Annotated in this window: 25 protein-coding genes, 4 tRNA genes and 1 other RNA gene; 19 read left to right on the forward strand and 11 right to left on the reverse strand. The window is 66.7% G+C overall.

Features of this window, described 5'->3' with window-relative positions:
* The first annotated feature begins 68 nt into the window (after positions 1–68).
* Positions 69–1,175: a P1 family peptidase gene (locus tag VFA08_01825; protein ID HYZ12330.1), complete on the forward strand. Its 1,107-nt coding sequence runs from the start codon at positions 69–71 to the stop codon at positions 1,173–1,175.
* Here VFA08_01825 and VFA08_01830 read toward each other — a convergent pair.
* Entirely contained in the window at positions 1,172–2,350 is a 1,179-nt protein-coding gene (locus VFA08_01830; GenBank protein HYZ12331.1) for an FAD-binding oxidoreductase, read from the reverse strand. The two genes, VFA08_01825 and VFA08_01830, sit on opposite strands and share 4 nt — an antisense overlap.
* A 68-nt stretch (positions 2,351–2,418) precedes the next feature.
* Between VFA08_01830 and VFA08_01835 the strand changes: the two genes are divergently transcribed.
* Positions 2,419–2,508: transfer RNA gene (locus tag VFA08_01835), tRNA-Ser, on the forward strand.
* 103 nt (positions 2,509–2,611) lie between these two features.
* On the opposite strand, the gene VFA08_01840 is transcribed toward VFA08_01835, so the two are convergent.
* The gene (locus VFA08_01840; protein ID HYZ12332.1) at positions 2,612–2,749 is read right to left on the reverse strand and encodes a GPGG-motif small membrane protein; all 138 of its coding nucleotides are present in this window, start codon (positions 2,747–2,749) and stop codon (positions 2,612–2,614) included.
* 228 nt (positions 2,750–2,977) lie between these two features.
* Here VFA08_01840 and VFA08_01845 point away from each other — a divergent pair, with 228 nt between their 5' ends.
* Positions 2,978–3,892, forward strand: a complete 915-nt coding sequence (locus VFA08_01845) for a hypothetical protein (GenBank protein HYZ12333.1) — start codon at positions 2,978–2,980, stop codon at positions 3,890–3,892.
* Between the two features lie 314 nt (positions 3,893–4,206).
* Here VFA08_01845 and VFA08_01850 read toward each other — a convergent pair whose 3' ends face one another.
* On the reverse strand, positions 4,207–4,623 hold the full coding sequence (locus VFA08_01850) for a VOC family protein (GenBank protein HYZ12334.1): 417 nt from the start codon (positions 4,621–4,623) through the stop codon (positions 4,207–4,209).
* Between the two features lie 132 nt (positions 4,624–4,755).
* Between VFA08_01850 and VFA08_01855 the strand changes: the two genes are divergently transcribed.
* Positions 4,756–4,828 (forward strand) — tRNA-Arg (locus VFA08_01855).
* Between the two features lie 27 nt (positions 4,829–4,855).
* Here the strand turns inward: VFA08_01855 and VFA08_01860 are convergent.
* Positions 4,856–5,626 (reverse strand): SDR family NAD(P)-dependent oxidoreductase, encoded by a 771-nt coding sequence (locus tag VFA08_01860; protein HYZ12335.1) that lies wholly within the window; start codon positions 5,624–5,626, stop codon positions 4,856–4,858.
* Positions 5,627–5,723: 97 nt separating this feature from the next.
* Here VFA08_01860 and VFA08_01865 point away from each other — a divergent pair, with 97 nt between their 5' ends.
* The 6 genes from VFA08_01865 (at position 5,724) to VFA08_01890 (ending at position 11,150) form a co-directional block, all read left to right on the forward strand.
* Positions 5,724–7,055 carry an MFS transporter gene (locus VFA08_01865; protein ID HYZ12336.1) on the forward strand — a complete coding sequence of 444 codons (1,332 nt, stop codon included), beginning with the start codon at positions 5,724–5,726 and terminating at the stop codon, positions 7,053–7,055.
* A gap of 39 nt (positions 7,056–7,094) precedes the next feature.
* Positions 7,095–8,066: an aldo/keto reductase gene (locus tag VFA08_01870; protein ID HYZ12337.1), complete on the forward strand. Its 972-nt coding sequence runs from the start codon at positions 7,095–7,097 to the stop codon at positions 8,064–8,066.
* Positions 8,067–8,158: 92 nt separating this feature from the next.
* On the forward strand, positions 8,159–8,338 hold the full coding sequence (locus VFA08_01875; GenBank protein ID HYZ12338.1) for a YezD family protein: 180 nt from the start codon (positions 8,159–8,161) through the stop codon (positions 8,336–8,338).
* 139 nt (positions 8,339–8,477) lie between these two features.
* Positions 8,478–9,512: an ABC transporter substrate-binding protein gene (locus VFA08_01880; protein HYZ12339.1), complete on the forward strand. Its 1,035-nt coding sequence runs from the start codon at positions 8,478–8,480 to the stop codon at positions 9,510–9,512.
* Positions 9,509–10,339: an ABC transporter ATP-binding protein gene (locus VFA08_01885; protein HYZ12340.1), complete on the forward strand. Its 831-nt coding sequence runs from the start codon at positions 9,509–9,511 to the stop codon at positions 10,337–10,339. The genes VFA08_01880 and VFA08_01885 overlap by 4 nt, the downstream gene beginning before the upstream one ends.
* Complete coding sequence (locus VFA08_01890; GenBank protein HYZ12341.1) at positions 10,311–11,150, forward strand: ABC transporter permease; 840 nt, start codon at positions 10,311–10,313, stop codon at positions 11,148–11,150. Before VFA08_01885 ends, VFA08_01890 begins: the two co-directional genes overlap by 29 nt.
* A gap of 3 nt (positions 11,151–11,153) precedes the next feature.
* Here the strand turns inward: VFA08_01890 and VFA08_01895 are convergent, their stop codons facing one another.
* Positions 11,154–12,485, reverse strand: a complete 1,332-nt coding sequence (locus VFA08_01895; GenBank protein ID HYZ12342.1) for a nicotinate phosphoribosyltransferase — start codon at positions 12,483–12,485, stop codon at positions 11,154–11,156.
* A 71-nt stretch (positions 12,486–12,556) separates the two neighbouring features.
* On the opposite strand from VFA08_01895, the gene speB reads away from it, so the two are divergent.
* From speB to tadA, 3 genes are read left to right on the forward strand one after another with little or no spacing between them, the layout of a single operon-like run.
* The gene (speB, locus tag VFA08_01900) at positions 12,557–13,594 is read left to right on the forward strand and encodes an agmatinase (protein HYZ12343.1); all 1,038 of its coding nucleotides are present in this window, start codon (positions 12,557–12,559) and stop codon (positions 13,592–13,594) included.
* Positions 13,591–13,935 carry a metallopeptidase family protein gene (locus VFA08_01905; GenBank protein HYZ12344.1) on the forward strand — a complete coding sequence of 115 codons (345 nt, stop codon included), beginning with the start codon at positions 13,591–13,593 and terminating at the stop codon, positions 13,933–13,935. The genes speB and VFA08_01905 overlap by 4 nt, the downstream gene beginning before the upstream one ends.
* Positions 13,935–14,405, forward strand: coding sequence for a tRNA adenosine(34) deaminase TadA (gene tadA, locus VFA08_01910; GenBank protein HYZ12345.1), 471 nt, complete (start codon positions 13,935–13,937; stop codon positions 14,403–14,405). The genes VFA08_01905 and tadA overlap by 1 nt, the downstream gene beginning before the upstream one ends.
* Here the strand turns inward: tadA and VFA08_01915 are convergent.
* Positions 14,377–15,171 carry a DUF429 domain-containing protein gene (locus tag VFA08_01915; GenBank protein HYZ12346.1) on the reverse strand — a complete coding sequence of 265 codons (795 nt, stop codon included), beginning with the start codon at positions 15,169–15,171 and terminating at the stop codon, positions 14,377–14,379. The two genes, tadA and VFA08_01915, sit on opposite strands and share 29 nt — an antisense overlap.
* A gap of 39 nt (positions 15,172–15,210) precedes the next feature.
* Positions 15,211–15,624: a cyclic nucleotide-binding domain-containing protein gene (locus VFA08_01920; GenBank protein HYZ12347.1), complete on the reverse strand. Its 414-nt coding sequence runs from the start codon at positions 15,622–15,624 to the stop codon at positions 15,211–15,213.
* 51 nt (positions 15,625–15,675) lie between these two features.
* Here VFA08_01920 and VFA08_01925 point away from each other — a divergent pair.
* Positions 15,676–15,765 (forward strand) — tRNA-Ser (locus VFA08_01925).
* A gap of 122 nt (positions 15,766–15,887) precedes the next feature.
* Here VFA08_01925 and VFA08_01930 read toward each other — a convergent pair.
* Entirely contained in the window at positions 15,888–16,982 is a 1,095-nt protein-coding gene (locus VFA08_01930) for a hypothetical protein (GenBank protein ID HYZ12348.1), read from the reverse strand.
* 294 nt (positions 16,983–17,276) lie between these two features.
* On the opposite strand from VFA08_01930, the gene VFA08_01935 reads away from it, so the two are divergent.
* Complete coding sequence (locus VFA08_01935) at positions 17,277–17,693, forward strand: cyclic nucleotide-binding domain-containing protein (protein HYZ12349.1); 417 nt, start codon at positions 17,277–17,279, stop codon at positions 17,691–17,693.
* A gap of 130 nt (positions 17,694–17,823) precedes the next feature.
* Positions 17,824–18,303 carry a general stress protein gene (locus tag VFA08_01940; GenBank protein ID HYZ12350.1) on the forward strand — a complete coding sequence of 160 codons (480 nt, stop codon included), beginning with the start codon at positions 17,824–17,826 and terminating at the stop codon, positions 18,301–18,303.
* On the opposite strand, the gene VFA08_01945 is transcribed toward VFA08_01940, so the two are convergent.
* Positions 18,300–19,862 carry a glycosyltransferase 87 family protein gene (locus VFA08_01945; protein HYZ12351.1) on the reverse strand — a complete coding sequence of 521 codons (1,563 nt, stop codon included), beginning with the start codon at positions 19,860–19,862 and terminating at the stop codon, positions 18,300–18,302. The two genes, VFA08_01940 and VFA08_01945, sit on opposite strands and share 4 nt — an antisense overlap.
* 48 nt (positions 19,863–19,910) lie before the next feature.
* On the opposite strand from VFA08_01945, the gene VFA08_01950 reads away from it, so the two are divergent.
* A tRNA-Ser gene (locus VFA08_01950) sits at positions 19,911–20,000 on the forward strand.
* A 7-nt stretch (positions 20,001–20,007) separates the two neighbouring features.
* Here the strand turns inward: VFA08_01950 and VFA08_01955 are convergent.
* Both VFA08_01955 and VFA08_01960 read right to left on the reverse strand, forming a co-directional pair.
* Complete coding sequence (locus VFA08_01955; protein ID HYZ12352.1) at positions 20,008–20,922, reverse strand: GNAT family N-acetyltransferase; 915 nt, start codon at positions 20,920–20,922, stop codon at positions 20,008–20,010.
* The gene (locus VFA08_01960; protein ID HYZ12353.1) at positions 20,907–21,599 is read right to left on the reverse strand and encodes a hypothetical protein; all 693 of its coding nucleotides are present in this window, start codon (positions 21,597–21,599) and stop codon (positions 20,907–20,909) included. The genes VFA08_01955 and VFA08_01960 overlap by 16 nt, the downstream gene beginning before the upstream one ends.
* 24 nt (positions 21,600–21,623) lie before the next feature.
* Here VFA08_01960 and VFA08_01965 point away from each other — a divergent pair, with 24 nt between their 5' ends.
* Together VFA08_01965 and ffs are read left to right on the forward strand one after the other, a co-directional pair.
* Entirely contained in the window at positions 21,624–22,382 is a 759-nt protein-coding gene (locus tag VFA08_01965; protein HYZ12354.1) for a GNAT family N-acetyltransferase, read from the forward strand.
* A gap of 45 nt (positions 22,383–22,427) precedes the next feature.
* Positions 22,428–22,693, forward strand: an RNA gene (ffs, locus tag VFA08_01970) — signal recognition particle sRNA large type.
* Position 22,694 lies beyond the last annotated feature (1 nt).

Genomic DNA, 22,694 nt, shown 5'->3' on the forward strand with positions numbered 1-22,694 from the left:
CGTCGCTTAGGACCGCCGCGCGATACCATCCGGCGGCCCTCGTTCGGAAACGGTTGGGAGGCAGTCGAGTGGAGCGAGCCAGACCGCGCGAGCTCGGAGTCGTCATCGGCACGATGCCGACCGGAACGCGCAATGCGATCACCGACGTCGACGGCGTACGCGTCGGCCACGCCACGGTCATCCGCGACCCGAATCCCGACGGTCGCGGCGTCGTCCGGACCGGCGTCACGGCGATCTTTCCGCACGAAGAGCTGCCGTGGACCGAACGCGTCTATGCGGGCACGCACATCCTGAACGGCTATGGCGAGATCATCGGCATCAACCAGATCGCCGAATGGGGACTGCTGCACTCGCCGATCGTCCTGACGAGCTCGCTGGCGATCGGCCGCGCGTACGACGCCACGGTCCGCTGGCGAACCGAGCGGCATCGCACGACGACGAGCACCGGCGGCGACATGCCGGTCGTGACCGAGTGCGACGACTCGTTCCTCAACGACGTGACGACGTTCCCGCTCTCCGATACGGATGTGTTTGCGGCGCTCGACGGTGCGAGCGGAGGCGACGTCGCGGTCGGGTGCGTCGGCGCCGGGACCGGCATGCAGTGCATGGACTTCAAGGGCGGGATCGGGACGGCGTCTCGCGTCGTTCCGGCCGAGTTCGTGGTAGGCGCCCTCGTACTGACGAACTTCGGCGACCGAGAGTTCCTTCGGATCGACGGCGTTCCCGTCGGTCGCGAGATCAGCGACCTGATGCCCGAGGGGCACGATGAGGGCTCGTGCATCGTCGTGCTCGCAACCGATGCTCCGCTTCTCCCGCATCAATGCCGGCGTCTGGCGGCTCGCGGCGCGCTTGGATTGGCTCGGTGCGGGTCAACGGCCTACAACGGTTCGGGTGAGCTGATGATCGCGTTCTCGACGGCGAACCGGCTTCCGCTCGAGACGCGCGACGGGATGTTCGAGGCGAGGACGCTCCTCGACGGCGCCGCCTGGAACGCGCCGGGCGCATCGATCAACGACCTGTTCGTGGCGGCGGTCGAGGCCGTGGAGGAGGCGGTCGTCGATGCGTTGTTCGCGGCGACGACCACGGTCGGGCGCGACGGCCACGTGCTGCACGCCCTGCCGATCGACCGAACGCTCGAGATCCTCGAGAAGTACGGACGTCCGCCGAAGACCTAGCGCTCGAACCGCAACGGGTCGAACGGCTCGCGATCGAAGGGCGGCTCCTCCCCCAGCACGATCGCCGCGGTGAGCTCCGCGCTCGCGCCACCAAGGATCGCGCCCTCCGAACCGTGACCCGTCGAGACGACGAGGCCTTCCATCACCCGTCCGATCAGCGGACGTTCGTCCGGCGACACCGGGCGCACCCCCGACCACGTCGCGATGACCGGTGCGTCCGCGAGCGCGGGGATCAGCCGAACCGCCTCGTTCGCCACCATCCGTGCGACCTCGAGGTCGTACGAGTCGGCGGCGAGCGACGGTTCCCGCGACGTCCCCGCGAGGATCGAACCGTCGGGAGCCGGTTGGATCATCGGTGACACGTCGTGCGATCCGACGCCCTCGCCGAACTCCTGCAGCGACACGACGAGATTTGGATCGGATCGGCTGCCTTGACCGTCGAACAACCGCCTCGCACCGCTCTGAATCCATCGACGAACGAGTTGCCTACCAGGTGCCGAGTGCACGAGCCAGCCTCTCGCTCCGGCGACGCGCAGCGTCACGCCGAGCGGTCGCGCGATGGCAGCAGACCACGGCCCTGCCGCCAGCACGACGACGTCAGCCTCGACGATGCCGTCGTCGGTGACGACGCCGGTCACGCGCCCGGACCGTTCGATCAGGCGACGCGCCCCGAGATGATGTCGGACGTCCGCGCCACGCTTGGCCGCGAGCGCTGCGAACGCACTCGTCAAAGCAGCGGGATCGACGCGATGTCCTTCCTCGAGCACGTACGCCTCGATGACATCGGGCGTGAGCTCGTGTTCGATCCGGCGAACGTCGGCTGGTTCTACGCGCTCGGCGGTGACACCAACCGCCGCAGCGGCCTCGGCCCATCCCCGGAGGTCGTCGACCTCGTCCTCGTCGAGCGTGACCGCCAGCGTCCCGATCGCCTTTCGGTCCATGAAGAACGGAACGGGCGTCTCGGACGCGATATCCAGATAGCGATCGAGAGTGCGTCGAGCCAGCGGCGCCAGTACGGGATCCTTCGACGTGTCCAGGTACCCGAGGTTCCGGCCGGACGCCCCAGCCGCGATCTCGTCCTTCTCGAACAATGTGACGGAGGCACCGCGCCGAGCGAGCTCGTACGCGCACGACGTGCCGATGATTCCCCCGCCGACGACCACCACGTCCGGCATGCGCCGAGGGTACCGGCAGCGCCTTCAGGCGGAGTGACCGCGCCACCCGGTTCCGTAGAATCCACCCCGGAGACGTGGCTGAGTGGCCGAAAGCAGCCGCCTGCTAAGCGGTTAGGGGCCGTTGAGGTCCCTCGCGCGTTCGAATCGCGCCGTCTCCGCAGAGAGCGGAAGAGCCCGCACAGCGCAGAGAAACGGCCCCGCCGTCGCGTTCCGGGGAGCCGTTCCTCTAAGGGGCTTCAGCGTTGGTACCGATTGGATCTGCTAGTCGAACAGGCTCACGCCTCCGGGCCCGACGAGCAGGCCGGCGATGATGAGGATGATGCCAAGCACAACCCCACCGCGCACGAGCGTCACGATGCCCGCGATGACGAGGACGGCAGCGATGATCCAAAGGATCAGATCGGTCGTTCCCTCTTTCCCGCCTTGGGCGAGCAGCCATAAGGCCGTTGCCATACCCACCTCCCTTTTCCGACCCGGTACATACCCAGGAGGCGCCTTCCGAACATCAGCTACCCGGAGATTCACAAGAGTCCTTAAGTGTGCGATATGCCGCAAGTCCCGTCTCACTGGGGCCGGGGCTTCGGCCTCTAGTAGACAACCCTTGCCATCGCGTTAGAGCATCCCGGGATGCCCCGGATCCTCGCGGCCGCGCCGGACGGTCTTCGCTCATTCGATGCACGTGGCCAGGAGCTAGCGGCCATCCAGCACGCGGGTCGGCCGGTGACCGCAGTCGTCCGGGACGGCGACGATCGCCCGCAGCTGTGGGCGATCGTGGAGGGTTCCGAGATCTGGTACGCCCCCGACGATCGATGGCGTCACGTCGCGACGCTCGAGGGCGTCGAGGGAACGTGTCTTGCGATGACCGATGCGATCCATGTCGGCACGTCGGAGGCGCGCTTGTTCAGGCTCGCCGAGGGGACGCTCGAGTCGGTGGAGGCGTTCGACGCGGCCGAGGGACGCGACACCTGGTACACGCCGTGGGGCGGACCTCCGGCGACGCGATCGATCTCCGAGTGGGGAGAGGACGTCTACGTCAACGTTCACGTCGGCGGCGTGCTGCACACGGCCGATGGCGGTGCGAGCTGGAACCCGACGATCGATATCGACGCAGATGTCCACCAGGTCGCGACGGCGGAAGGCCTCGTCCTCGCGGCCGGCGCACGCGGGCTCTCGATGAGCACCGACAAGGGTGCAACGTGGTCGTTGCGCAGCGATGGACTCGAGGCCCGATACTGCAGAGCAGTGGTGCTTTATGGGGATCAGGTGCTCGTCTCGGCATCGAACGGGCCGAGGGGCGGACGCGGCGCCGTCTATCGAGGCGGTCTCGAGGACGGCGCGTTCGAGCAGTGCCGGTCGGGACTCCCCGAGTGGTTCGACGACAACATCGACACGTATTGCCTCGATGCGCTGAACGATGGTTCGTTTGCGGCGTTCGGTACCAACGACGGGAGCGTGTACGCGTCGGACGACGGCGGAACCACGTGGCGCGAACTGGTTACGGGGCTTTCCCCCGTGCGGCATCTACTCGTCGTACCCGACTGACGTTAGCGCGTGGGCGCGCTACATGCCGAAGAAGTTTCGGCAGACACTCGTGAGCCGGCGATCTCTCTCGCTCGGCTACGTACTCGGGACCACGAGGATTGGCCGGAACGATCGGCACATGCATCCCGAGTAGAGACAGTGTCGGTCGCGGTCGCCGTGGACGAACTCCGAGTGAGCGCACTCGCCGCACACCACAGGCCGTTGCTTGGGTTCCTCGAGGAAGAGTCCCCACATGCGCGCACTGTAGGCCGCGCGCAGGGTCCTCCTCATCGGTCAAATGGCTAACCCATGGCGCCGAACGGGTGATAAACGACCTAGCCCTGTTGAGGCTGGGCGATGTTCACCATCCAGGAGATCCCGAACTTGTCGACCAATTGGCCGTACTCGTCGCCCCACATCTGCCTTTCCAGCGGCATGGTCACGGTCCCGCCCATGGAGAGCTTCTCCCAGTAGCCGCGCAGCTCGTCGGCGTCCTCGCCGCTCAGGCTGATCGAGATGTTGTTGCCGGGTTGACGATCGATGCCGGGTGGCGGGTCCGACGCCATGAGCGTGAAGCCACGGTCGGTTTCGAGCTGTGCGTGCATGACCTTGTCGGCGAGGGCCGGTTCGGGAACGCCGTACTCACCGAACGTGTTCAATCGCAGATCGCCGCCGAACACGCCCTTGTAGAACTCCATCGCGTCCTGCGCGTTGCCGTCGAACATCACGTACGGGTTCAGACGAGAGCTCATGTCCCACCTCCCACGTCGCGGGCCGGACCTTCGATGCTACGGGTTCGGGGGGTTCGAAGTCTTGCCCGGGTCGTGCCGCCTGCGCGCTCGGGAGGGGCGCTTGAGCGTCCCGGTAGACTGTCTTGCTCGAACGCGCCCGTAGCTCAACGGATAGAGCGTGTGGCTACGGACCACAAGGTTGGGGGTTCGATTCCCTCCGGGCGCGCGTACGGCTTGAAGCGAGTCCCGCACGCTAGCGAGCGGTCCAGCCCCCGTCGACGAGCACGGTCGTGCCCGTAATCAGCGAGGCGGCGGGTGAGGCGAGGAACACAACGGTCCCCGCGACGTCCATCGGCTCGCCGATGCGGTGCAACGCAGCGATCCGTTCGACGATCTCTGCCTCGAACGCCGGATCGCTCAACGCGCTCTCGGTTCCCGGCGTACGGATGAACGTCGGCGCAACGGCATTCACGGTGATGCCGTGCACTCCCCACTCGACCGCCAGGCACTTGGCAAGGTGCACGATCGCCGCCTTCGTCATGCAGTAGACGGACTCAGTCGGGAGCGCGACGAACCCGGCCTGCGAGCTCACGTGCACGATGCGTCCGTAGCCCTGCCTGATCATGTGACGCCCGGCGGCCTGACTCGCGAAGAACGTCCCCTTCACGTTGACCCGCAACGTGTCGTCGAAGTCAGCCTCGTTCACTTCCTCCGCGGCGTTCGTCGGGGCGACGCCCGCGTTGTTCACCAGGATGTCGAGGCGGCCGAGCCGCTCCGCGGTCAAATCGATGCCGGCGCGCACCTGATCGAGGTGGCGAACGTCCATTGCGAGCGGGAGTGCCGTTCGGCCGAGTGAACCGATCTCGTCCGCGAGGTCAGTACCCGCTGAGACGTCACGCAAGCCGAGCGCGACGTTTGCACCGGCGTTCGCGAGCGCCAGCGAGATCGCCCGGCCGAGCCCCCGCGCCGCGCCGGTCACGAGCGCCGTCTGACCTTCCAGATCGAACCGCGGGAACCCGTTCATCGCTCAACCCCCCTCGAGAGAAGAGCGCCGAGCGTAACGATGCGTACGCGAACCTGCGGTCAATGCGGCCTCGAAACGCACTCGTATGCTCCTCGGCGTGGCCGGTCTCCTCGAGCGTCTCGGCTTGCGGCGGCGCGCTTCGGCGTTCGTCGACCGGATCGGCATCCTGCGGCCCCTTCGGGTTCGCGACTTTGCGCTGCTGTGGGCCGGCCTGACGATCTCGTTCATCGGCGACGGGATCTACATCATCGCCATCGCCTGGCAGACGTACGACCTGTCGAACTCGCCGTCGGCGCTTGCCGCCGTGGGGATCGCGTGGAGCCTGCCGCAGGTCGTGCTGGTGCTCGCGAGTGGCGTGCTCTCAGACCGACTCGACCGTCGGCACCTCATGATCGCGGGCGACGTCATCCGCGGCATTGCAATCGGAACGATCGGTTACCTGTCGATCGTCGATGTCTTGACGCTCCCGATCCTGATCCTGCTCGTGGTCGTGTACGGCGCCGGGCAGGCGATCTTCGCACCGGCGTTCAGCTCGATCGTGCCCACGATCGTCCCGGACGACCTGCTGGTACAGGCGAACTCGCTCGGCCAGTTCGTCCGCCCCATTTCGTGGACGCTGATCGGACCGCTCGTCGGCGGCGCCCTGGTGGCGAGCATCGGACCGGGCTGGGCCTTCGTTGCCGACGCCGGCACGTTCGCGTTCTCGGCCGTGATGATCTTCGCCATGCGCACGCGTCACGTGCCGAGATCCGAGGAGGAGCGGACGTCGCCCTGGGCGGATCTGGTCGAGGGCCTCCGCTACGTACGCGGCCGGACGTGGCTCTGGGTGTCGATGGTTGCCGCGACCGTGAGCTTGCTCGCAACGTGGGGACCGTGGGAGGTGCTCGTGCCGTACGTCGTGCGAAACGACCTGAGCGGCTCGGCCGCGGCGCTCGGACTGGTCTACGGAGCCGGGGGCGTGGGGGCCGTCACCGCGGCCATCGTCTTGGGACAGCGCGGCCGGATCCCTCGCCGAGCCGTCACGGTCTTGTACATCGCGTGGACGGTCGGGATGTTCGCCACGGCGGGGTTCGGTGTCGTGACCAGCGTGTGGCAGGCCATGCTCGTGGCGCTCGTCGCGGAGACGTCGATCACGATCCTGATCGTGATCTGGTACACGCTCCTGCAGCGGCTCGTGCCGTCACACCTTCTCGGACGCGTTTCGAGCCTGGACTGGATGATCTCGATCGCTGGGGTGCCGGCGTCGTTCGCCATCGTCGGTCCCGCCGCCGACGCGTTCGGCGTCGACGCGACTCTGATCGCGGCCGGCGTGATCGGTGGGGCGCTCACGCTCGCGTTCATGTTCTATCCGGGTGCGCGCGCTCCCGAACGCGATGGTTCACTCGAGGCGGTTCCTGTCGAACCGGAGGGTGCTCCCGTCACGACGTGAAGTGGTGCAATGGAATCCTCACGACGTGAGGAGGGCCTGATGGAGTACGTGCACCTCGGCCGGCTCGGTCTCAAGGTCAGCCCGCTCTGTCTCGGAACGATGAACTTCGGGCCCGAGACGTCCGAGCAGGACAGCTTCGCGATCATGGACCGAGCGATCGACCTCGGCATCAACTTCTTCGACACCGCCAACGTCTACGGCCGTTCGAAGGGCGTCGGCGCGACCGAGACGATCGTGGGCAAGTGGTTCGCCGAAGGCGGCGGACGGCGGGAGAAGGTCGTCGTCGCCACGAAGGTCTACGGCGAGATGGGCAAGTGGCCGAACGACTCGCGGCTGTCGGCGCGACACATCCGCGACGCGTGCGAGGGGAGCCTTCGCCGTCTGCAGACCGATCACATCGACGTCTACCAGATGCACCACGTGTACCGGCCGGCGACGTGGGACGAGATCTGGCAGGCGTTCGAAACGCTCGTGCAGCAGGGCAAGGTGCTGTACGTCGGTTCGAGCAACTTCGCCGGGTGGCACATCGCGCGGGCGAACGAGGCCGCGAAGGCACGCCATTTCCTCGGTCTCGTTTCCGAGCAGTGCCTGTACAACCTGGTCGACCGCGACAGCGAGCTCGAAGTGCTCCCCGCGTGCGAGGCGTACGGTATGGGGGTCATCCCGTGGAGCCCACTCGGCGGCGGTCTGCTGGGCGGCGTGCTCGAGAAGCTCGAGGGGGGCCGGCGGTCGAGGGGGAGCGTTCAGGAGGAGCTGGACAAGCACCGCGATCGGATCGAGGCGTACGAGAAGTTCTGCGCTGATCTCGGCGAGCGCCCCGCCGACGTCGCGCTCGCGTGGCTTCTGGCGAGCCCCGTCGTCACGGCGCCGATCATCGGACCGAGGACGATGGAACAGCTCGACGGCTCCATGCGTTCGCTCGAGCTTCGACTCGACGACAAGGCGATGCGGCGGCTCGACCAGATCTTCCCCGGTCCCGGAGGGCCGGCGCCCGAGGCGTACGCGTGGTAGTGACGTTCTAGACACGTCATTCGTCACGTTCGTGTGGAGAACGTGGTCGGCTCGTTGCGGCCGCGACGCCGCATCTGGGATACCGTCCGTCCGTGACGGCGAAGGATGGACATCCGGTCGAGCGTGTAGAGGACCTGACCGAGGAGGAGGGAGCCGTGCTCCACAAGGTCGTGGAGGTCCTGCGGCGCATCGAGTTCGGAACGATCCTGCTCGTCGTGCAGGACGGGAAGGTCGTCCAGATCGAGATGGCCGAGAAGTTCCGTCTTCGGTAACGCGCGCTTCGTTGACAGCCCTCGCGCGCCCTCGATAGTGTTCAACCGTTCGGCAGGCTGACCAGACGACTGGAGGCCGCGACACATCTGTGTCGCGGCCGTTTTTGCGTTTCAAGGGACGTTTCAAGGGAGGGTGTTGATGCGAAAGGCGGTGTTGGTACTCGCCGCAACGGCGCTCGTTGCAGGGGCATGCGCTAGCTCTGATGAACGCGCTCGAGGGGAGGAGGGCGTCCTCCGGCTCGGGATCTTCCCGAACCTGACGCACGCGCCGGGCTACATCGCGCTCGAGCAGGGGATCTTCGAAGACGTCCTCGCGCCGACGAACGTGGAGGTCACGTACTTCAACTCCGGCTCGGACGCCGGCGCCGCCATCCAGTCCGGCTCGATCGACGCGACGTACATCGGCCCCGGCCCCGCTACGGCGCTGTACCTGCAGCCCGATTCGCGCGTCGCGATCGTGTCCGGCGTCACGTCTGGCGGCGCGTCGTTCGTCGTGCGCACCGGCGCGGGGATCGAATCGCCCGAGGATCTCGACGGCAAGCGGATCGCGGTACCGGGCGTCGGCAACACGCAGGACGTCGCGCTTCGCACGTGGCTCCACGAGCAGGGGTTGAAGGCGAATGACGAGGGCGGCGAGGTCTCCGTAGCCGCCGTCGACAACCCCGAGCTCCTCGGTCTGTTCCAGGCCGGACAGGTCGACGGGGCGTGGGAGCCGGAGCCCTACCCAAGCCTCCTGATCTCCGAGGGTCTGGCCGAGCCGTTCGTCGACGAAGCCGACCTGTGGCCGAACGGGGAGTTCGTCACGACCGTCCTCGCCGTGAACACGACGTACATGGAGGCCCACCCCGACGTCGTCGCCAGGCTTGTCGAGGCGAACGTCCAGGCGATCCAGGCGATCGAGGACGATCCGGAAGCAGCCAAGGCGGCCGCGCAGGCTGGATTGATCAACGCCGGAGCGCCATCGCTCCATCAGTCAGTCGTCGACACGGCGTGGGACAAGCTCACGTTCACGTGGGATCCCATCGCGCCCAGCCTGATCCAGGGGGCGGCGAACGCGTATTCGCTCGGATACCTCGACACCCAGCCCGTCGACATGACGGCGTTGTTCAGGCTCGAGCCACTGAACGACGTCCTCAACGGCATGGACGTCCCGTTGATCCAGGTCGTGGCATGAGACCCGAGCTCTCGCTCGTCGAGCCCCAGGCGCGCGACGGTACCCCGAAGCTCTCGGCGCGGGGCGTGTCGAAGACGTTCCGCAACCAACGAGGTGACGTGGTGCGCGCGCTCGGCAAGGTCGACCTCGACGTCGCGCCTGGGGAGTTCATCTGCTTGATCGGCCCATCGGGCTGCGGGAAGACGACGCTGCTGAACCTGTTCGCCGGGCTCGACCGGCCGGATACGGGCGAGCTCTTCATCGAGGGGCGGCCTATCCAGGCGCCGGGACCGGATCGAGCCGTGCTGTTCCAAGACCCGGCGCTGTTCCCGTGGCTCAGCGTTCGCCGCAACGTCGAGTTCGCCCTCGAGCTGATCGGCACCCCGAAGGACGAACGCGGCGACATCGCCATGCACTGGCTCCGCCGCGTCCATCTCCGGCGGTTCGCCGACGCGCAGCCCCACGAGCTGTCGGGCGGGATGCGCTCGCGGGCGGCGTTGGCGCGGGCGCTGGCCTGCCGGCCTCAGGTGCTCCTCGCCGACGAGCCGTTCGCGGCGCTTGACGCCCAGACGCGAGAGATCCTCCAGCACGAGCTACAGGAGGTGTGGTTGGAGGTCCGCAACACGTTCATCTTCGTGACGCACAACGTGCGTGAGGCCGTCTTTCTGGCCGACCGGGTCGTCCTCATGTCCGCGCCGCCCGGGTCGTTCGTCGCCGAGCACCGCATCGCGGCGCCGCGGCCGCGGCAATTCGAGGACGTGCTCCTGGGCAAGGTCGTCGTCGACATCCACGAGCACCTGCTGAAGGAGGTGGAGAAAGTTGTCCAGCGCGAGCGCGAGGTGGTCTGACGTTGCCGGGTCGAGCGCAACATGGTCCAACGTCGCCAAGCAGATCCTGCCGCGCCTGGCCGCCGTCGGTGGGCTCCTGCTGATCTGGTGGCTCATCTCCATCTCCGGCCTGTTCTCCGAGAGCGTGGTTCCGGCTCCGGACTCGGTGATCGCGTCGTTCGCCGAGAACTTCGCGCAACCGTCGCCGCCGAGGGAATCGATCCTCGACGCCGCGCAGGCGAGCGTGATCCGTCTGATCGTCGGACTCGGTATCGGCATCCTGATCGGAACCGCCCTCGGTCTCACAATGGCCGCCTCGGCGTGGATTCAGCGAAGTGTCGGGAGCTTGATGTCCGGGCTCCAGGCATTGCCGTCGATCTCGTGGCTGCCCCTCGCCATCATCTGGTTCGGGCTGAACGAGCGCGCCATATTGTTCGTCGTCGTCATCGCCTCGATCCCCGCGGTCGCTATAGCGGCGGCATCGGCGATCCGCCTCGTGCCGCCGCTCCTGGTTCGCGCCGGTAGGACACTGGGCGCGCGTCGCTGGACGCTCTACCGGCGGGTGGTGTTGCCTGCGGCCGTTCCCGCCTATCTCGGAGGACTGCAATCGGCGTGGGCGCTCGCTTGGCGTGCCCTCATGGCGGGAGAGCTCATCTCGACGGGCGGTAAGGGCCTCGGCCACCTGCTCGACGCCAACAGGCAGATCTTCTCGACGAGGAACATCTTTGCGGTGATGTTGATGATCATCATCGTCGGTATGTCCGTCGAAGCGTTGTTCGGCGCCGTCGACCGGCGCGTGCGAAGCAGGCGGGGTCTGTTGGTGAACGCGTAGCGCCTACAAGACCGCTGCGCGCTTGAGCGCGTCCGAACGCGCCTCCTGAGTCAGCTGCAGCAGCGCGTCCGAGACCCGCGGCACGTGCTGGTCGGGCCGCTCGATCGCCTTCATCGGCTGTGGCAGCCGTTCGAGATCTGCGTGGAACAGGCCGCGCGCGGTCTCCAGGGTTCGGTGCGGGCCGGTTCGGCGTCCATCCGTCATCACCGGGACGAGCAAAGGTTCGCTCTCGGCAGGGAGCGTCTCATCACGTAACCCGATCGTGTCGCCGTCGGGGCCGCGGAACACCTGCTTCCGACCGGGCGACGTGGCTTTCTGCGACGAGAGCTTCATCATCGGCCGAGCGTCGTACTCGACCAGCTTGTAGGCGGAATCGAGCGATGGCGCGTCGGCTGAAACACCGACGCGAGTGCCGACACCGAACGCATCGATCGGAGCGCCACTCCGCACCAACCGATCCACCTCGATCTCGTCGAGTCCGCCGCTGACGAAGATGCGGACCTCGTGGAGCCCGGCGTCGTCGAGGATCTCGCGAGAGGCTCGACTCAGCTGGCCCAGGTCTCCGCTGTCGATCCGGATTCCGAGATGGTCCGACAGATTCAGCTCCTTCATCACAGCGATCGCAGCTCGTACGCCGTTCAGCGTGTCGTAGGTGTCGACGAGGAACGTCGTGCGGTCGGGGAAATCGCGCGCGAAGGTTCGGAACGCCTCGGCTTCCGTCGGGAACGACTCGACATAGGAGTGCGCCATGGTGCCCGCGACCTTCAGCCCGAGCTGGCGCGCCGCCTCTACGTTGCTGGTGGACGAGAATCCGACGAATGAGCTCACCCGGGCGACCGTCATCGCCGCCTCGAGGCCCTGTGTCCGCCGGAGCGCGAAGTCGACCACGTCGCGCCCGTCCGCTGCGATCACGCACCTCGCGGCCTTCGACGCGATCGTCGTGTGGAAGGTGATCTGATTCAGAAGGAATGGCTCGACGAGCTGGGCTACGGCGATCGGAGCGGTGATCTCTAGGAGCGGCTCGCCGGCGTGGACGATCCGTCCCTCCGGAACCGCCCACACCTCACCCTGAAACCGAAGTCCCGCGAACGCGTCGACCACGTCACGCGGGAAGTTCAGAACCTCTTCTAGATAGTCGAGGTCACGCTCAGGGAAGTCGAACGTCTCCAGGAACTCCAGGCACGGCTCCAAGCCGGCCGACACGAGGAACCCCCGTGTGGGCGGCAGCGTCCGGACGAACAGGCTGAACGTTGCCTCCTGTCGCATCCCCCGGCGCAGGTAGCTCGCGGCCATGTTGAGCTCATACAGGTCAGTGAGCAGCGCGCTCGGCGGCATGGCGTAAGGCTATCGGGGCTGCGCGCGGTCCGTGGACGCGCTGCGTGCGTCGCGGTTAGCGTGCGGCTGCCGTGACCGACGCGCCCGACTTCCGCATCGAGCAGAGCGAGCTCCAGGCCGAGGGTGACGAGTTCGACGAGTTCGGCTGGCAGGAACTGCCGTACCACACCGACTGGCGCGGTTCGTTCCACAAGCTGCCGTGGGCTACCGACGAGGACGCGATCCGTCAAGCAGGAGCGCAGGTGGCCATCGTAGGAGCGCCGCTCGACGACGGGACGTCCGCTCGTGCGGGCGCGAGGTTCGGGCCACGGGCGATCCGCGAGGCGCCGTACCACTGGGGGACCACCGAAGCGTGGTCGATCCAGCTCGAGGTCGAGCCGTTCCGCGAGCTTGTCGTCGTCGACGCGGGCGACGCTCCGGTCGTTCCGTCCCGACTCGAGCGGGCACATCGCGTCATCCACGAGAAGGTGCTTCGAGTTGCTCGCGCCGGCGCGATCCCGATCGTGCTCGGGGGAGACCATTCGATCACCTATCCCTCCGCAGCCGCGGTCGCCCGTCACGTGCACCCGCGCACGGTCGGCATGGTGCACTTCGACGCGCACGCCGACACGGGCAACGATGTGTGGGGTTCGCTGCTGTCGCACGGCACCCCGATGCGCCGCCTACTGGAAGAGGGTTGGGTAGCAGGGCGGAACTTCGTGCAGATCGGCCTTCGCGGCCACTGGCCAGAGCGCGAGACGTTCGAGTGGATGCGCGAGCAGGGATTCCGGTGGCACACCATGGTGGAGATCGAGGAGCGCGGGGCCGAAGCGGTGATCGCCGACGCCATCGATGAAGCGCTCGATGGTCCCGATTGCGTGTACCTCTCGGTCGACATCGACGTCGTCGATCCGGGCATGGCGCCGGGAACGGGCACGCCCGAGCCGGGCGGGATCCTGGCGCGCGAGATGCTCCGCGCCGTCCGTCAGATCGTCGGCCGGGTCGACCTCGTGGGGATGGATGTTGTCGAGGTATCACCGCCGTACGACAAGAGCGAGATCACCGCGATGCTCGCGCACCGTGTCGTGCTCGAGTCGATCGGCGCGCTCGCCCTCAAGGCGCGTTCGTGAACGTCGATCGCCACAGGTTCGAGGAGCTCGTCGCGGAGGCGGTCGACTCGATGCCACCGTGGGTGCTCGAGCGTCTCGAGAACGTCGAGATCATGGTCGAGGAACGACCTCCGCCGGGTGAGCCGGGCCTGCTCGGCCGATACCACGGGATCCCCCTCACCGAACGGCAGTACTACGCCGGCGTTCTCCCCGACACGATCACGCTGTATAGGCGGACGATCTCGGGCATCGCACGTGACGAGGACGAGCTCCGCCGCGCGATCGTCCACACGGTCGAGCACGAGATCGCGCACTTCTTCGGTATCTCGGACGAGCGACTGCGCGATCTCGACGCCTACTGATGGGCCTCGAGCTCGCCTCAGAGCGACGCGACCGAGCGATGATGGACCTCGCGCTCGAGGACGCGAGACTCGCGCTGGAGTGGGGCGACGTGCCGATCGGCGCGGTCGTCGCGCGCGGCGGCGACGTCCTCGGCCGCGCGGGGAACGCTCGAGAACGGGACAACGATCCGACGGCGCACGCCGAGATCTTGGCCATTCGAGCGGCGGCCGCATCGTTGCGGTCGTGGCGACTCACGGGTTGCACGATCTATGTGACGCTCGAGCCGTGCGCGATGTGCGCCGGCGCGCTCGTGCTGGCGAGGCTCGACAGGCTCGTGTTCGGCGCGATCGACCCGAAGGCGGGCTTCGCCGGATCGCTCGGCGATCTCACACGCGATCCACGACTGAACCATCGGCTCGAGGTGGAATCGGGTGTGTTGGAGTCTGACGCTGCCAGGCTCCTCAGGCAGTTCTTTGAGGCGAGGCGCTAGTTAGCACAACCCCCACGGGCCCGCGCAACATTGACAGTGATCCCGATTTCGGGATGTGGATCCATCCCTCGCGTGAAGCTGCTTCGCGCTCCGCGTCGGGAATGGCGATGACTTCCTTCAATGCGGCCGCACGAGCCACGAGCGCAGCGATCAGTGCATCGAACGCGTCGTCGGAGTGCTCGCACAGAGCCTGAAACCGTGTCGGGATCGACAGCCAGTCGCGCGTCGCGGCGACGACCTGGGCGAGCAGCGCCGCGCGTTCGGCTCGATGGTTCTCACCCTTGTACCGCTTGAACGGAAGATCCCACTGGCGCAGCGCGACGGCCGGATACACCTCGACGATACGGCCCGACCCGTCGAGCGGAACGCGCCCTGCTGATAAGAACGCTGCGGCGCGCATGGTCGGTATGCCGATCCGATCGGTCGAGACGGACAGCGGCCACAGGCCGGTTTGCTGCCAGACGTGGATGTCCGTTCGACGGAACCGGAACGCGCGGATATCGGCGTGGCTGTAGCTGCTGGGCCAGTCGCCATTCTTCGAGTGATGGAACACTGCGTCGGCGAATGCCGTTGGCCAGCCGAACGGAACGTCCAGACCCGTCTTCGCGATGTCGTCGTCAGTGAGAAGCCGATTGATCGCCTCGTCAGTGATGCCGACTTCCAGCGAGGAAACCCATCCGCGCCCGCTGCTCCACCCGATAACGCACGAAGCCGTCTTCCGGTCTTGAGAGGAGAGATCGACTCCGGCGGTCGACGAGGTTGTCATGTCGAGCGACCGATGCACGAGGTGACTTCGAGGGAGCGGTCAGCTCTCTCGGGCGCGCGTGGCGTCGCTCTTCCGGCGCTCGTCCATGACGCCCTTGATCCGAGCGGCCACCCCTGGCATCTCGTCCTCCATCGCTCGGAAGTCGCGCTCGTGCATCACAATCACGCGGAGATCGGACGTCGCGGTCACCGTCGCCGTCCTGCGCTGCTCGACGAGGAGCGCCATCTCGCCGAAGAACTCGCCCTCCCCGAGGTCGGCGACGTGCTCGCCATCGACGAGGACCTCGGCGGTGCCGGATTCGATGACCATGAACTCGTGGGGGAACGACCCCTGATCGATGAGATCGCGTCCTTCCTTGACGTCGACCTCGTCTGCCCACCGGGCGAGGCGCTCGAGGTCGCGGCGCGAGAGGTCTCTGAACAGCGGGATGCGCTTCAGCCGCTCGGCGTTCATCGGCGGAATCCTGCCACAGGAGCCCGGGGGGCTGCTTGCTAGACTCGCCCCGGAGGCGTGCCGGAGTGGACGAACGGGACCGCCTCGAAAGCGGTTAGGGGCCTAAACCGCCCCTCGCGTGTTCGAATCACGCCGCCTCCGCTTGATACGCCTTCTATCGGCGGTGGTAACCATCGGGGTTACCACTCGGGAGAGGCCGTCATGCGCGTCTGCGATTCGCGAACTTCTCGGCGTCCCCCGCGAGGTTGCCCACTCGACGCCTATCAAGCCTCAGCAGGCGCGCCGTTGTCTTCGTCTGGGCGCTCATGGAGTTCGGTCAGCATCTCGGGTGGTGTGCGCCAGGGGAAAGTGGCGTCTCTGGCTGCCCCTAGCTGAGCTCGCGTTTTTTCCGCCCAATCAAGTCCCGAGCTTAGGGTTTCACCGAGCTCGTCTTCTGAATACTCCATTTCGCGGATTGCGGTCGACGTAGCGGAAGCGCCGCGGGTCATGAACGAACTCGTCGAACCGCTCATTCGCAACACGAGGGTTACCCATCGCCCTCTTTCTGCGAGCACCACCTCCGCGATTTGGCCTGCAGGTGACGAGTCGTCAATCACGATGAACCGCATGAGCGGAGCGACCGCCTCAAATTTCTGACGGAGATCGTACTCGGGGAACTCGTTGACCTCGTCGAGCCGGATCGGTTCGTATCCCGCCTCCGCAACGAGGTGCGTGATTTCATCGAGCCTCTCGGCACCCGCGTTGTAGTCGCCACAGACGAGAACCTGGCTCTCCTTCTTCCGCCGCAAGTACTCGTTCAGCGATATCGGTTGCGACTCCTCAATCCGCATTCTGTCTACCACTGCAATGAGCAGCTCGTCCTTCGCGCGGGAGACCGCGTTGAGTTCCGACCAAAACTCTTGCGTTCGGTCTGTTGAAATCTCCGCATATCTGACGGCCCGCTCCCACCTCCCGGTCTGGAGAATCAGGTCGTGAAACTTCACGAATGCTCCGGGTTGGAGCTCGAACAACCGCCCGTTCCGCCAGACGCCTCCGCCCAGCGTGAGCGGCCCAGCAGCCCTGAAGAAGGTGAAGGGGTGGCGCGCAAGCGCTGGTGGGTAGCCGAAGAACAGGTTCTCGATTGGTGCACTTCCGTGGGTAACGGATACCTCTCCACCGGGCTCAGCCGTGTACTCCCATCCGACTCCACCTCGAGCGTGAGTCGAGATACAAGCTCGGATCGCTGCGGACTCGTAGAGCGTCGACCGCAGGAGTTCGTCACTCAGGTCCTTTGGGAGGACGTCGCTCGCCGTCTCGAAGTACGTGTCGTGGAAGACGCGAAGGTATCGCTCGAGGTCTGAGTCGCGGATGTGTGCCATCTCGCCTCGGCATGCTATGGCGGGAGGGCGACACAGCTAGGCGAGCTCGCGGCCCCAGTTCTAGACCATTCGCTCGCGACGCCGTCACCGGGTAACCGCGGCAACCGGCGCTCTAGCACGAAATGCCTGGTCAACGGTATAGACGAGTCACGCGCCTCCCAATCCGGCATGTGTCCCGAACGACGGGACGGCCGCCGCAGTTGAACGCTGCGCGGCCGGACCGTGAACGAAGAGGTAGGACCCGTGGACGAACGGCTCGCCGGCCGCTAGCGTGCGGCGATCGCGACGGAAAGGGTGACGGATCCTCTTATGCACCCAGATCCTGCGGACGTTCGCGCCCACGACCTGTTCGCCTCGCTTGATGGCAGGGAGATCGAGAGACTGACCGGCTGGCTCGAGATCCGGACGGCCCAGCCCGGAGAACGACTCGTCCCGGAGGGCGCGTCGGGCTACACATTCTTCGTGATCGATCGGGGCACCGCACGCGTCGAGCACAACGGCAAATCGCTCCGCGACCTCGTTCGCGGCGACTTCTTCGGTGAGATGGCCTTGCTGGGCGAGGGGAGACGAACCGCGGACGTCATCGCCACCTCACCCGTGACGCTGTTCGTGCTCTTCGGGACAGAGTTCCGAGAGATGGAGGCGGCCATGCCCGCCGTCGCAAAGCGGATCCACGATGCAATGGCGAGCCGCCTCGAACACGAGACCTAGTCCCACAGCCATTTCCTCGACCGGCCCCGCGGATCTTGCGTCACCGGCCTCGATGGCCGTGGCGATGCGTCTTGACGAATCGGCGTATAACGGTCTCGTGCTCGCTGGGCAACCAGGGGAGGGGGGAGCCATGCAGTCCCGAACGACGGACCGTGAGGTGATCGCGTCCTTCGACCGCTACGAAGACGCTCAGCGAGCAGTGGACGCGCTCGCCGACCGTGATTTCGACGTGGCAGGGCTCGCGATCGAAGGCAGGGGTCTGCGCGTCATCGAGCGCGTGACGGGACCGATGAACTACGGTCGCGCCGCCCTGCAAGGCGCCGCTTCGGGCGCGATGATCGGGCTCGTCTTCGGGTTGATCTTCTGGCTTCTCGACTGGTTCGCGCCCGCGGAGTCGGTGATCGTGCTCGGCCTGTACGGAATCCTCATCGGAGCGTTCTGGGGAACGATTCTCGGACTACTGGGTCAATGGATGACCCGAGGCGCTCGTGACTTCGACTCCGTGAGCGCGATGGCGGCCGACAGCTACGACGTGACCGCGCCCCCTGAGAGGGCGGCCGAGGCGCGTCGCGTGCTTTCCGACCTCGGCTTGTCGGCGAGGACTTCCTAAGCGCGCCGGACCCACAGCGTCGGCCGATCGCGTCCGTCCAGGACGAGCACGTAGCGCTCGGTGAACCAGCGTGCGGTGTCAGCGGTAAAGCGGACGTGGTCCTCCGGTCGCGCCGTCAACGCCACGTGTGAGCATTCCGCAAGCGCAGTGCGAAGGCGCTGCTGCGCCGGTTGGGCAAGGAGAGCCGCCGAGGTCGAAGGCCACGTCGAGCTGTGTTCGAGCGCGATCGCCAGCATCTCTCCGAATGGATCCACGAGCGGGCCACTCGTCGCGTCGGGCTGCGGCAGCCTGTCGGCGGCGATGACAAGGTAGGGAGCGTCGGACGAGACGCAGTCGCCCGGCCCCAGCTGAGCGCGGAAGAGCGCCCCAATGTCCGGCGCTCCGCTCCGAAGTGTGACTATCTGCGAACGGAGCACGACGGCGATCCCCGAGGCGAGCACGGCTACGAGCGCTACCGCGGCCGCGCGTGCGATGACCACGCGGTAACGCCGCAGGTACTCGAGTGATGCGACGGCGCCAGCGGCGAAGACGATGGCGATCTGGGGTGCGACCGACGCCCCGTACTGATCGTAGTAATCGGGCGCGATCAAAACGGCAAGAGATGTCACGACGGTGACAGCCGCCCAGAAGCGTCCGTGCCGGCCCCCACGAACCCACGCCCAACCGATGGCGACGACCACCGCCACGACGGCGACGAGTCGCACAACACCGGGGACGGAGGCGACGTTCAAGACGCCAAAGAGGGTCACATGGCGGAGCCGATCACGAAGACTCATCAGGCTTCCGCCGATTACGTCTCCGCCGGGTCTTTCCAGCTGTGTCTCGATGACGAGTCGCCAAACATCGCCGATCCCGGCAACGATGACGAACGGGATCACGATCAGACCAACGACCGCGACGGCAGCGCCGACGGCGGCTGCCCGCTGTCGCCACCGAGACCGGATCCGATCGGCGAGGAGGATCCCCACGATCGCCAGTCCGCCGGTCAGCTTGATCGTGGCGGCCAGGCCGACGAGCGCACCTGCTTCGACGGCGCGTCGCGTGCTCACCCCATCGGATCGCGGTAACCACAGCAGCGCAGCGCACAGCATCGCCGCGGCGACGGCAGGTTCCAACAAGATGTGACGATCGATTCCGATAGCCGGACCGTTGGTCGCGTACAGCGTTCCAGCGACGACGCCCGCGACCCACCCACGCCAACGCTCTGCAAGCAGCGCAATGAGGAGGATGTTCGCGGTTCCCAGCGCAACTCCCACCCAGCGCCCTACGACGAGGGCGTCGTCCCAGCCAAACGGGCCATGTGCAAGCGCCGTCAGTGGCTGAAGCAGCAACAGGATGCCCGGCGGGTGAAGGAACGCGAAGTCCCGGTAGGGCATCCATCCTTCCGAGAAGACGCCGGCCGACGCCAGATAGATGCCCTCGTCGAAGGTTGAGGTCGCTTGCGGTCCGTTCGCGACGAGAAGTGGAAGCGTTCGTGCGGCTGCGCCGCAAAGGAGGACGATCCCGAGGATGACCCGACGATGCCGCGTCGAGATGCTCGATCCAAGGCCCGCGGCCACCGCGATAACCCTAAGCGCCGGCGCGCCCAACGTCCGTACACTCTGCCCGGTGGCCTGCCCGAGCGGACGAAGGGGCACGCCTGGAGAGCGTGTAGGCGGGCAACCGCCTCGCGGGTTCGAATCCCGCGGCCACCGCCAAGTCGCGTCAGAGGTCCTTCGAGTACCTCTTGAACGAGCGCGTAACACTCATCCCGACGTGCTCGTACACGCCGCGAGCGCCGGTTCGAGACTCCGTCGACAAGCCGGCCGTCTTCAGCCCGCGACGGTGGAACTCGCGGAACGCCGCCTGCAGAAGGGCGCCTCCGAGTCCGCGACCCCTGTGCGAACGCTTGACGGCCAGCTGCTGAACCCAACCCTCGTCGTCGTTAACGAGGCATAGCGCGACCCCGACCAGCTCACCGTCATCCTCGACGAGGAACGTCAATAAAGGGTCGAAGTCCTCACGACGCAGAAACGACGCCTCCCAGTCGTCGAACACGAACCCGGGATCCCGGTCCGGCCAGTCCGAGAATGCCGTATCGATCAGCTCGTACGTTGCACGGGCATCCCGCTCCTCGTCGAACGTTCGAAGCGTGATCCCGTCGGGGAGTCGTGGCTCCGCCGGCTCGGTCTCGAGGTCCGTCTGGAAGACCCACGTCTCCCACCGCACGCGGTAGCCGTTCGAAGAGAGAAGATTCGCCGCGAGCGCATTTGGGTCTGGAACCGTCTGTCCGACCTTGTCGGACCCGAGCTCGCGCGCCCGCGACTCGGTCCATTCCAGAACCGCCGCGCCGATCCCTCGCCCATAGTGATCGGGATGAACGTGTACCCACGCACGTCGGGAGAAGACCTCCGCATAGGCGACGATCCGACCCGCATCCGTCACAACCACGGCGTCGCTCGACAGGTCGAAGCTCGGCCTCTCCCAGTCACTCCGGACGTCCTCGGCCGTGACGTCGACGACACCTTGCATCGTCTCCTCGGAGGCCGCGATCACCGAAACGACGGCATCGAGATCGCCTCGAGTCGGCGAACGCGACGCGAGGCCCTCCGGAAGCTCGAGCTTCACGCCGTTCGCCATCCAGGGCACGGCTGCGCGCCGATCGCGCCGGGGATCTCCTCGAGGCGCTCGAGCTGGTACCGCACGTCATCGAACGTTCGCCACTCTAGGAACGGGACGCCGTCTGCCCGCGCGATGTCGACCAGGGCGTCCTTCGCGAACACGACGTCCGAATAGATCGCGCCGAACCGATCCGAACCGCCCTCGCCGACGTACACGACCGGCCCCAGTGCCCGCGCGTTGAGCACCGCCGTCATCTTGCAGGTTCCACATCCGATGCACTCGGGGTGACCGTTCTCGAAATGGACGCGCTGCCCACCTTCGGACCAGGAGTTCGTGATGACCGTGAGATGCCCGAGCGCGGAGGCCCGAAGCAACGGCTCGATGTAGAAGCCGAACCCGTCGGAGGCGATCGAGACCGGTACACCGACGGTCTCCAGCCACCTGACGAACGGAGCGAACGTCGGATCGAGGGGGCAATGGCGAAGCGCGAACGCGAGCAGCTCCGACGTCGGTCGTGTGAGCATCGCGGCCTGCGCCAGAATGACCTGGTGCGACCCGATCTCGCCGCGCTCCCACCGTTCGTCCCACTCGATCCAAGAGGAGTCGTCGGCGAACTCGATGAGCAGATGCTCGGCGACGTCGTGCAGGCATGCGGTGCCGTCGAAGTCGACGAGGACCGAACCGATCGGAAGCATGGCCGAAGACTAAGCGCCTGACGGATGCGTGACGTGACCGAACGGATCGCCGCGGGCGTAGTCGAGGCGTGGCGCGATCGCGTTCGACACCTGGACGGCCACGTCATCGACGAGGTCGATGGGATCGTCGTATGCCTTTCGAACCTCCCGGCTCCAGATCAGCAGGCGGCGTTGATCGAACGCGAGCCGCTGGACGCGATGCGTGCGGTTGCTGACGCCGAGGCGATCTTTCGGGCGAACGGACAGTCGCTCGGGATCCTCGTCCAGCGCCGACTGCACGAGTCGGTCGATCGGGCACTCCACGAGTACGGCCTTACCGTCGTCATGACCGAGCCCGCGATGGCGATCGGTGTCCCGGACGTCTCACCTGCCGTCGTGCCTGAGGGAGTGGAGATCGTTCGAGTGACCGACGCCGAGCTCCTCCGCCGGCTCGTGGATGTCGAGGTCCGTTCGTTCGGGAGCGAGCCAATCGTGGCGAATCGCATGCTCGGGCCGGGGCAGCTCGAGCTGCCCGCCGTTCGGTTCTATGCCGCGCTCCTCGACGGCCGGCCGGTCGCGCAGGCGTACACCCACACCGTGAACGGCGCTACGAGTGCGTGGGGCGTCGCCACCGTTCCCGAACAACGTGGCCGCGGCATCGGAACTGCCGTAACGGCGTTCGCCATCAGCGACGCGCCGAACGCGGATCTCGCATGGCTCATGTCAACGCGAGAGGGTCGATCGATGTACGAACGCATGGGATTCCGCCACGCCTCCGACTGGGACGTGTGGGCGCACGCCTGACGTTCGGAACGCGTCGGAGGGCGCTCGTATACTCGAACACGGTGGCCGTGCTAGGCGGGGAGCCAGCGGTGCCCTGAACTCGCAATCCGCTTCAGCGAGGCTGAATCCCCGTCCGAGGCCCGGCGGGTCCGAGGCAGCTCCCGGTGCGGAGCGTCGATGGTCGGGTCCCGCGCGACGCCAACCTGTGAACCCGGTCAGGTCCGGAAGGAAGCAGCCGTAAGCGGGCGCTGGCGGGTGCCGCGGGAGTGCCTGGCCGGAGCTACCGGCCGGTGACGCGCTCGAGTCCGACGTGGTCGAAGACGGGTGCACGGT

The organism is Actinomycetota bacterium, assembly GCA_035640355.1.
Lineage (GTDB): Bacteria > Actinomycetota > UBA4738 > UBA4738 > HRBIN12 > CALGFI01.

Excerpts from the sequence above, each read along its gene's own strand:
- VFA08_01830 (HYZ12331.1), bottom strand. The coding sequence starts at position 2,350 with ATGCCGGACGTGGTGGTCGTCGGCGGGGGAATCATCGGCACGTCGTGC.
- VFA08_01845 (HYZ12333.1), top strand. The coding sequence starts at position 2,978 with ATGCCCCGGATCCTCGCGGCCGCGCCGGACGGTCTTCGCTCATTCGAT.
- VFA08_01850 (HYZ12334.1), bottom strand. The coding sequence starts at position 4,623 with ATGAGCTCTCGTCTGAACCCGTACGTGATGTTCGACGGCAACGCGCAG.
- VFA08_01860 (HYZ12335.1), bottom strand. The coding sequence starts at position 5,626 with ATGAACGGGTTCCCGCGGTTCGATCTGGAAGGTCAGACGGCGCTCGTG.
- VFA08_01870 (HYZ12337.1), top strand. The coding sequence starts at position 7,095 with ATGGAGTACGTGCACCTCGGCCGGCTCGGTCTCAAGGTCAGCCCGCTC.
- VFA08_01880 (HYZ12339.1), top strand. The coding sequence starts at position 8,478 with ATGCGAAAGGCGGTGTTGGTACTCGCCGCAACGGCGCTCGTTGCAGGG.
- VFA08_01885 (HYZ12340.1), top strand. The coding sequence starts at position 9,509 with ATGAGACCCGAGCTCTCGCTCGTCGAGCCCCAGGCGCGCGACGGTACC.
- VFA08_01895 (HYZ12342.1), bottom strand. The coding sequence starts at position 12,485 with ATGCCGCCGAGCGCGCTGCTCACTGACCTGTATGAGCTCAACATGGCC.
- tadA (HYZ12345.1), top strand. The coding sequence starts at position 13,935 with ATGGGCCTCGAGCTCGCCTCAGAGCGACGCGACCGAGCGATGATGGAC.
- VFA08_01915 (HYZ12346.1), bottom strand. The coding sequence starts at position 15,171 with ATGACAACCTCGTCGACCGCCGGAGTCGATCTCTCCTCTCAAGACCGG.
- VFA08_01920 (HYZ12347.1), bottom strand. The coding sequence starts at position 15,624 with ATGAACGCCGAGCGGCTGAAGCGCATCCCGCTGTTCAGAGACCTCTCG.
- VFA08_01930 (HYZ12348.1), bottom strand. The coding sequence starts at position 16,982 with ATGGCACACATCCGCGACTCAGACCTCGAGCGATACCTTCGCGTCTTC.
- VFA08_01940 (HYZ12350.1), top strand. The coding sequence starts at position 17,824 with ATGCAGTCCCGAACGACGGACCGTGAGGTGATCGCGTCCTTCGACCGC.
- VFA08_01955 (HYZ12352.1), bottom strand. The coding sequence starts at position 20,922 with ATGGCGAACGGCGTGAAGCTCGAGCTTCCGGAGGGCCTCGCGTCGCGT.
- VFA08_01960 (HYZ12353.1), bottom strand. The coding sequence starts at position 21,599 with ATGCTTCCGATCGGTTCGGTCCTCGTCGACTTCGACGGCACCGCATGC.
- VFA08_01965 (HYZ12354.1), top strand. The coding sequence starts at position 21,624 with ATGCGTGACGTGACCGAACGGATCGCCGCGGGCGTAGTCGAGGCGTGG.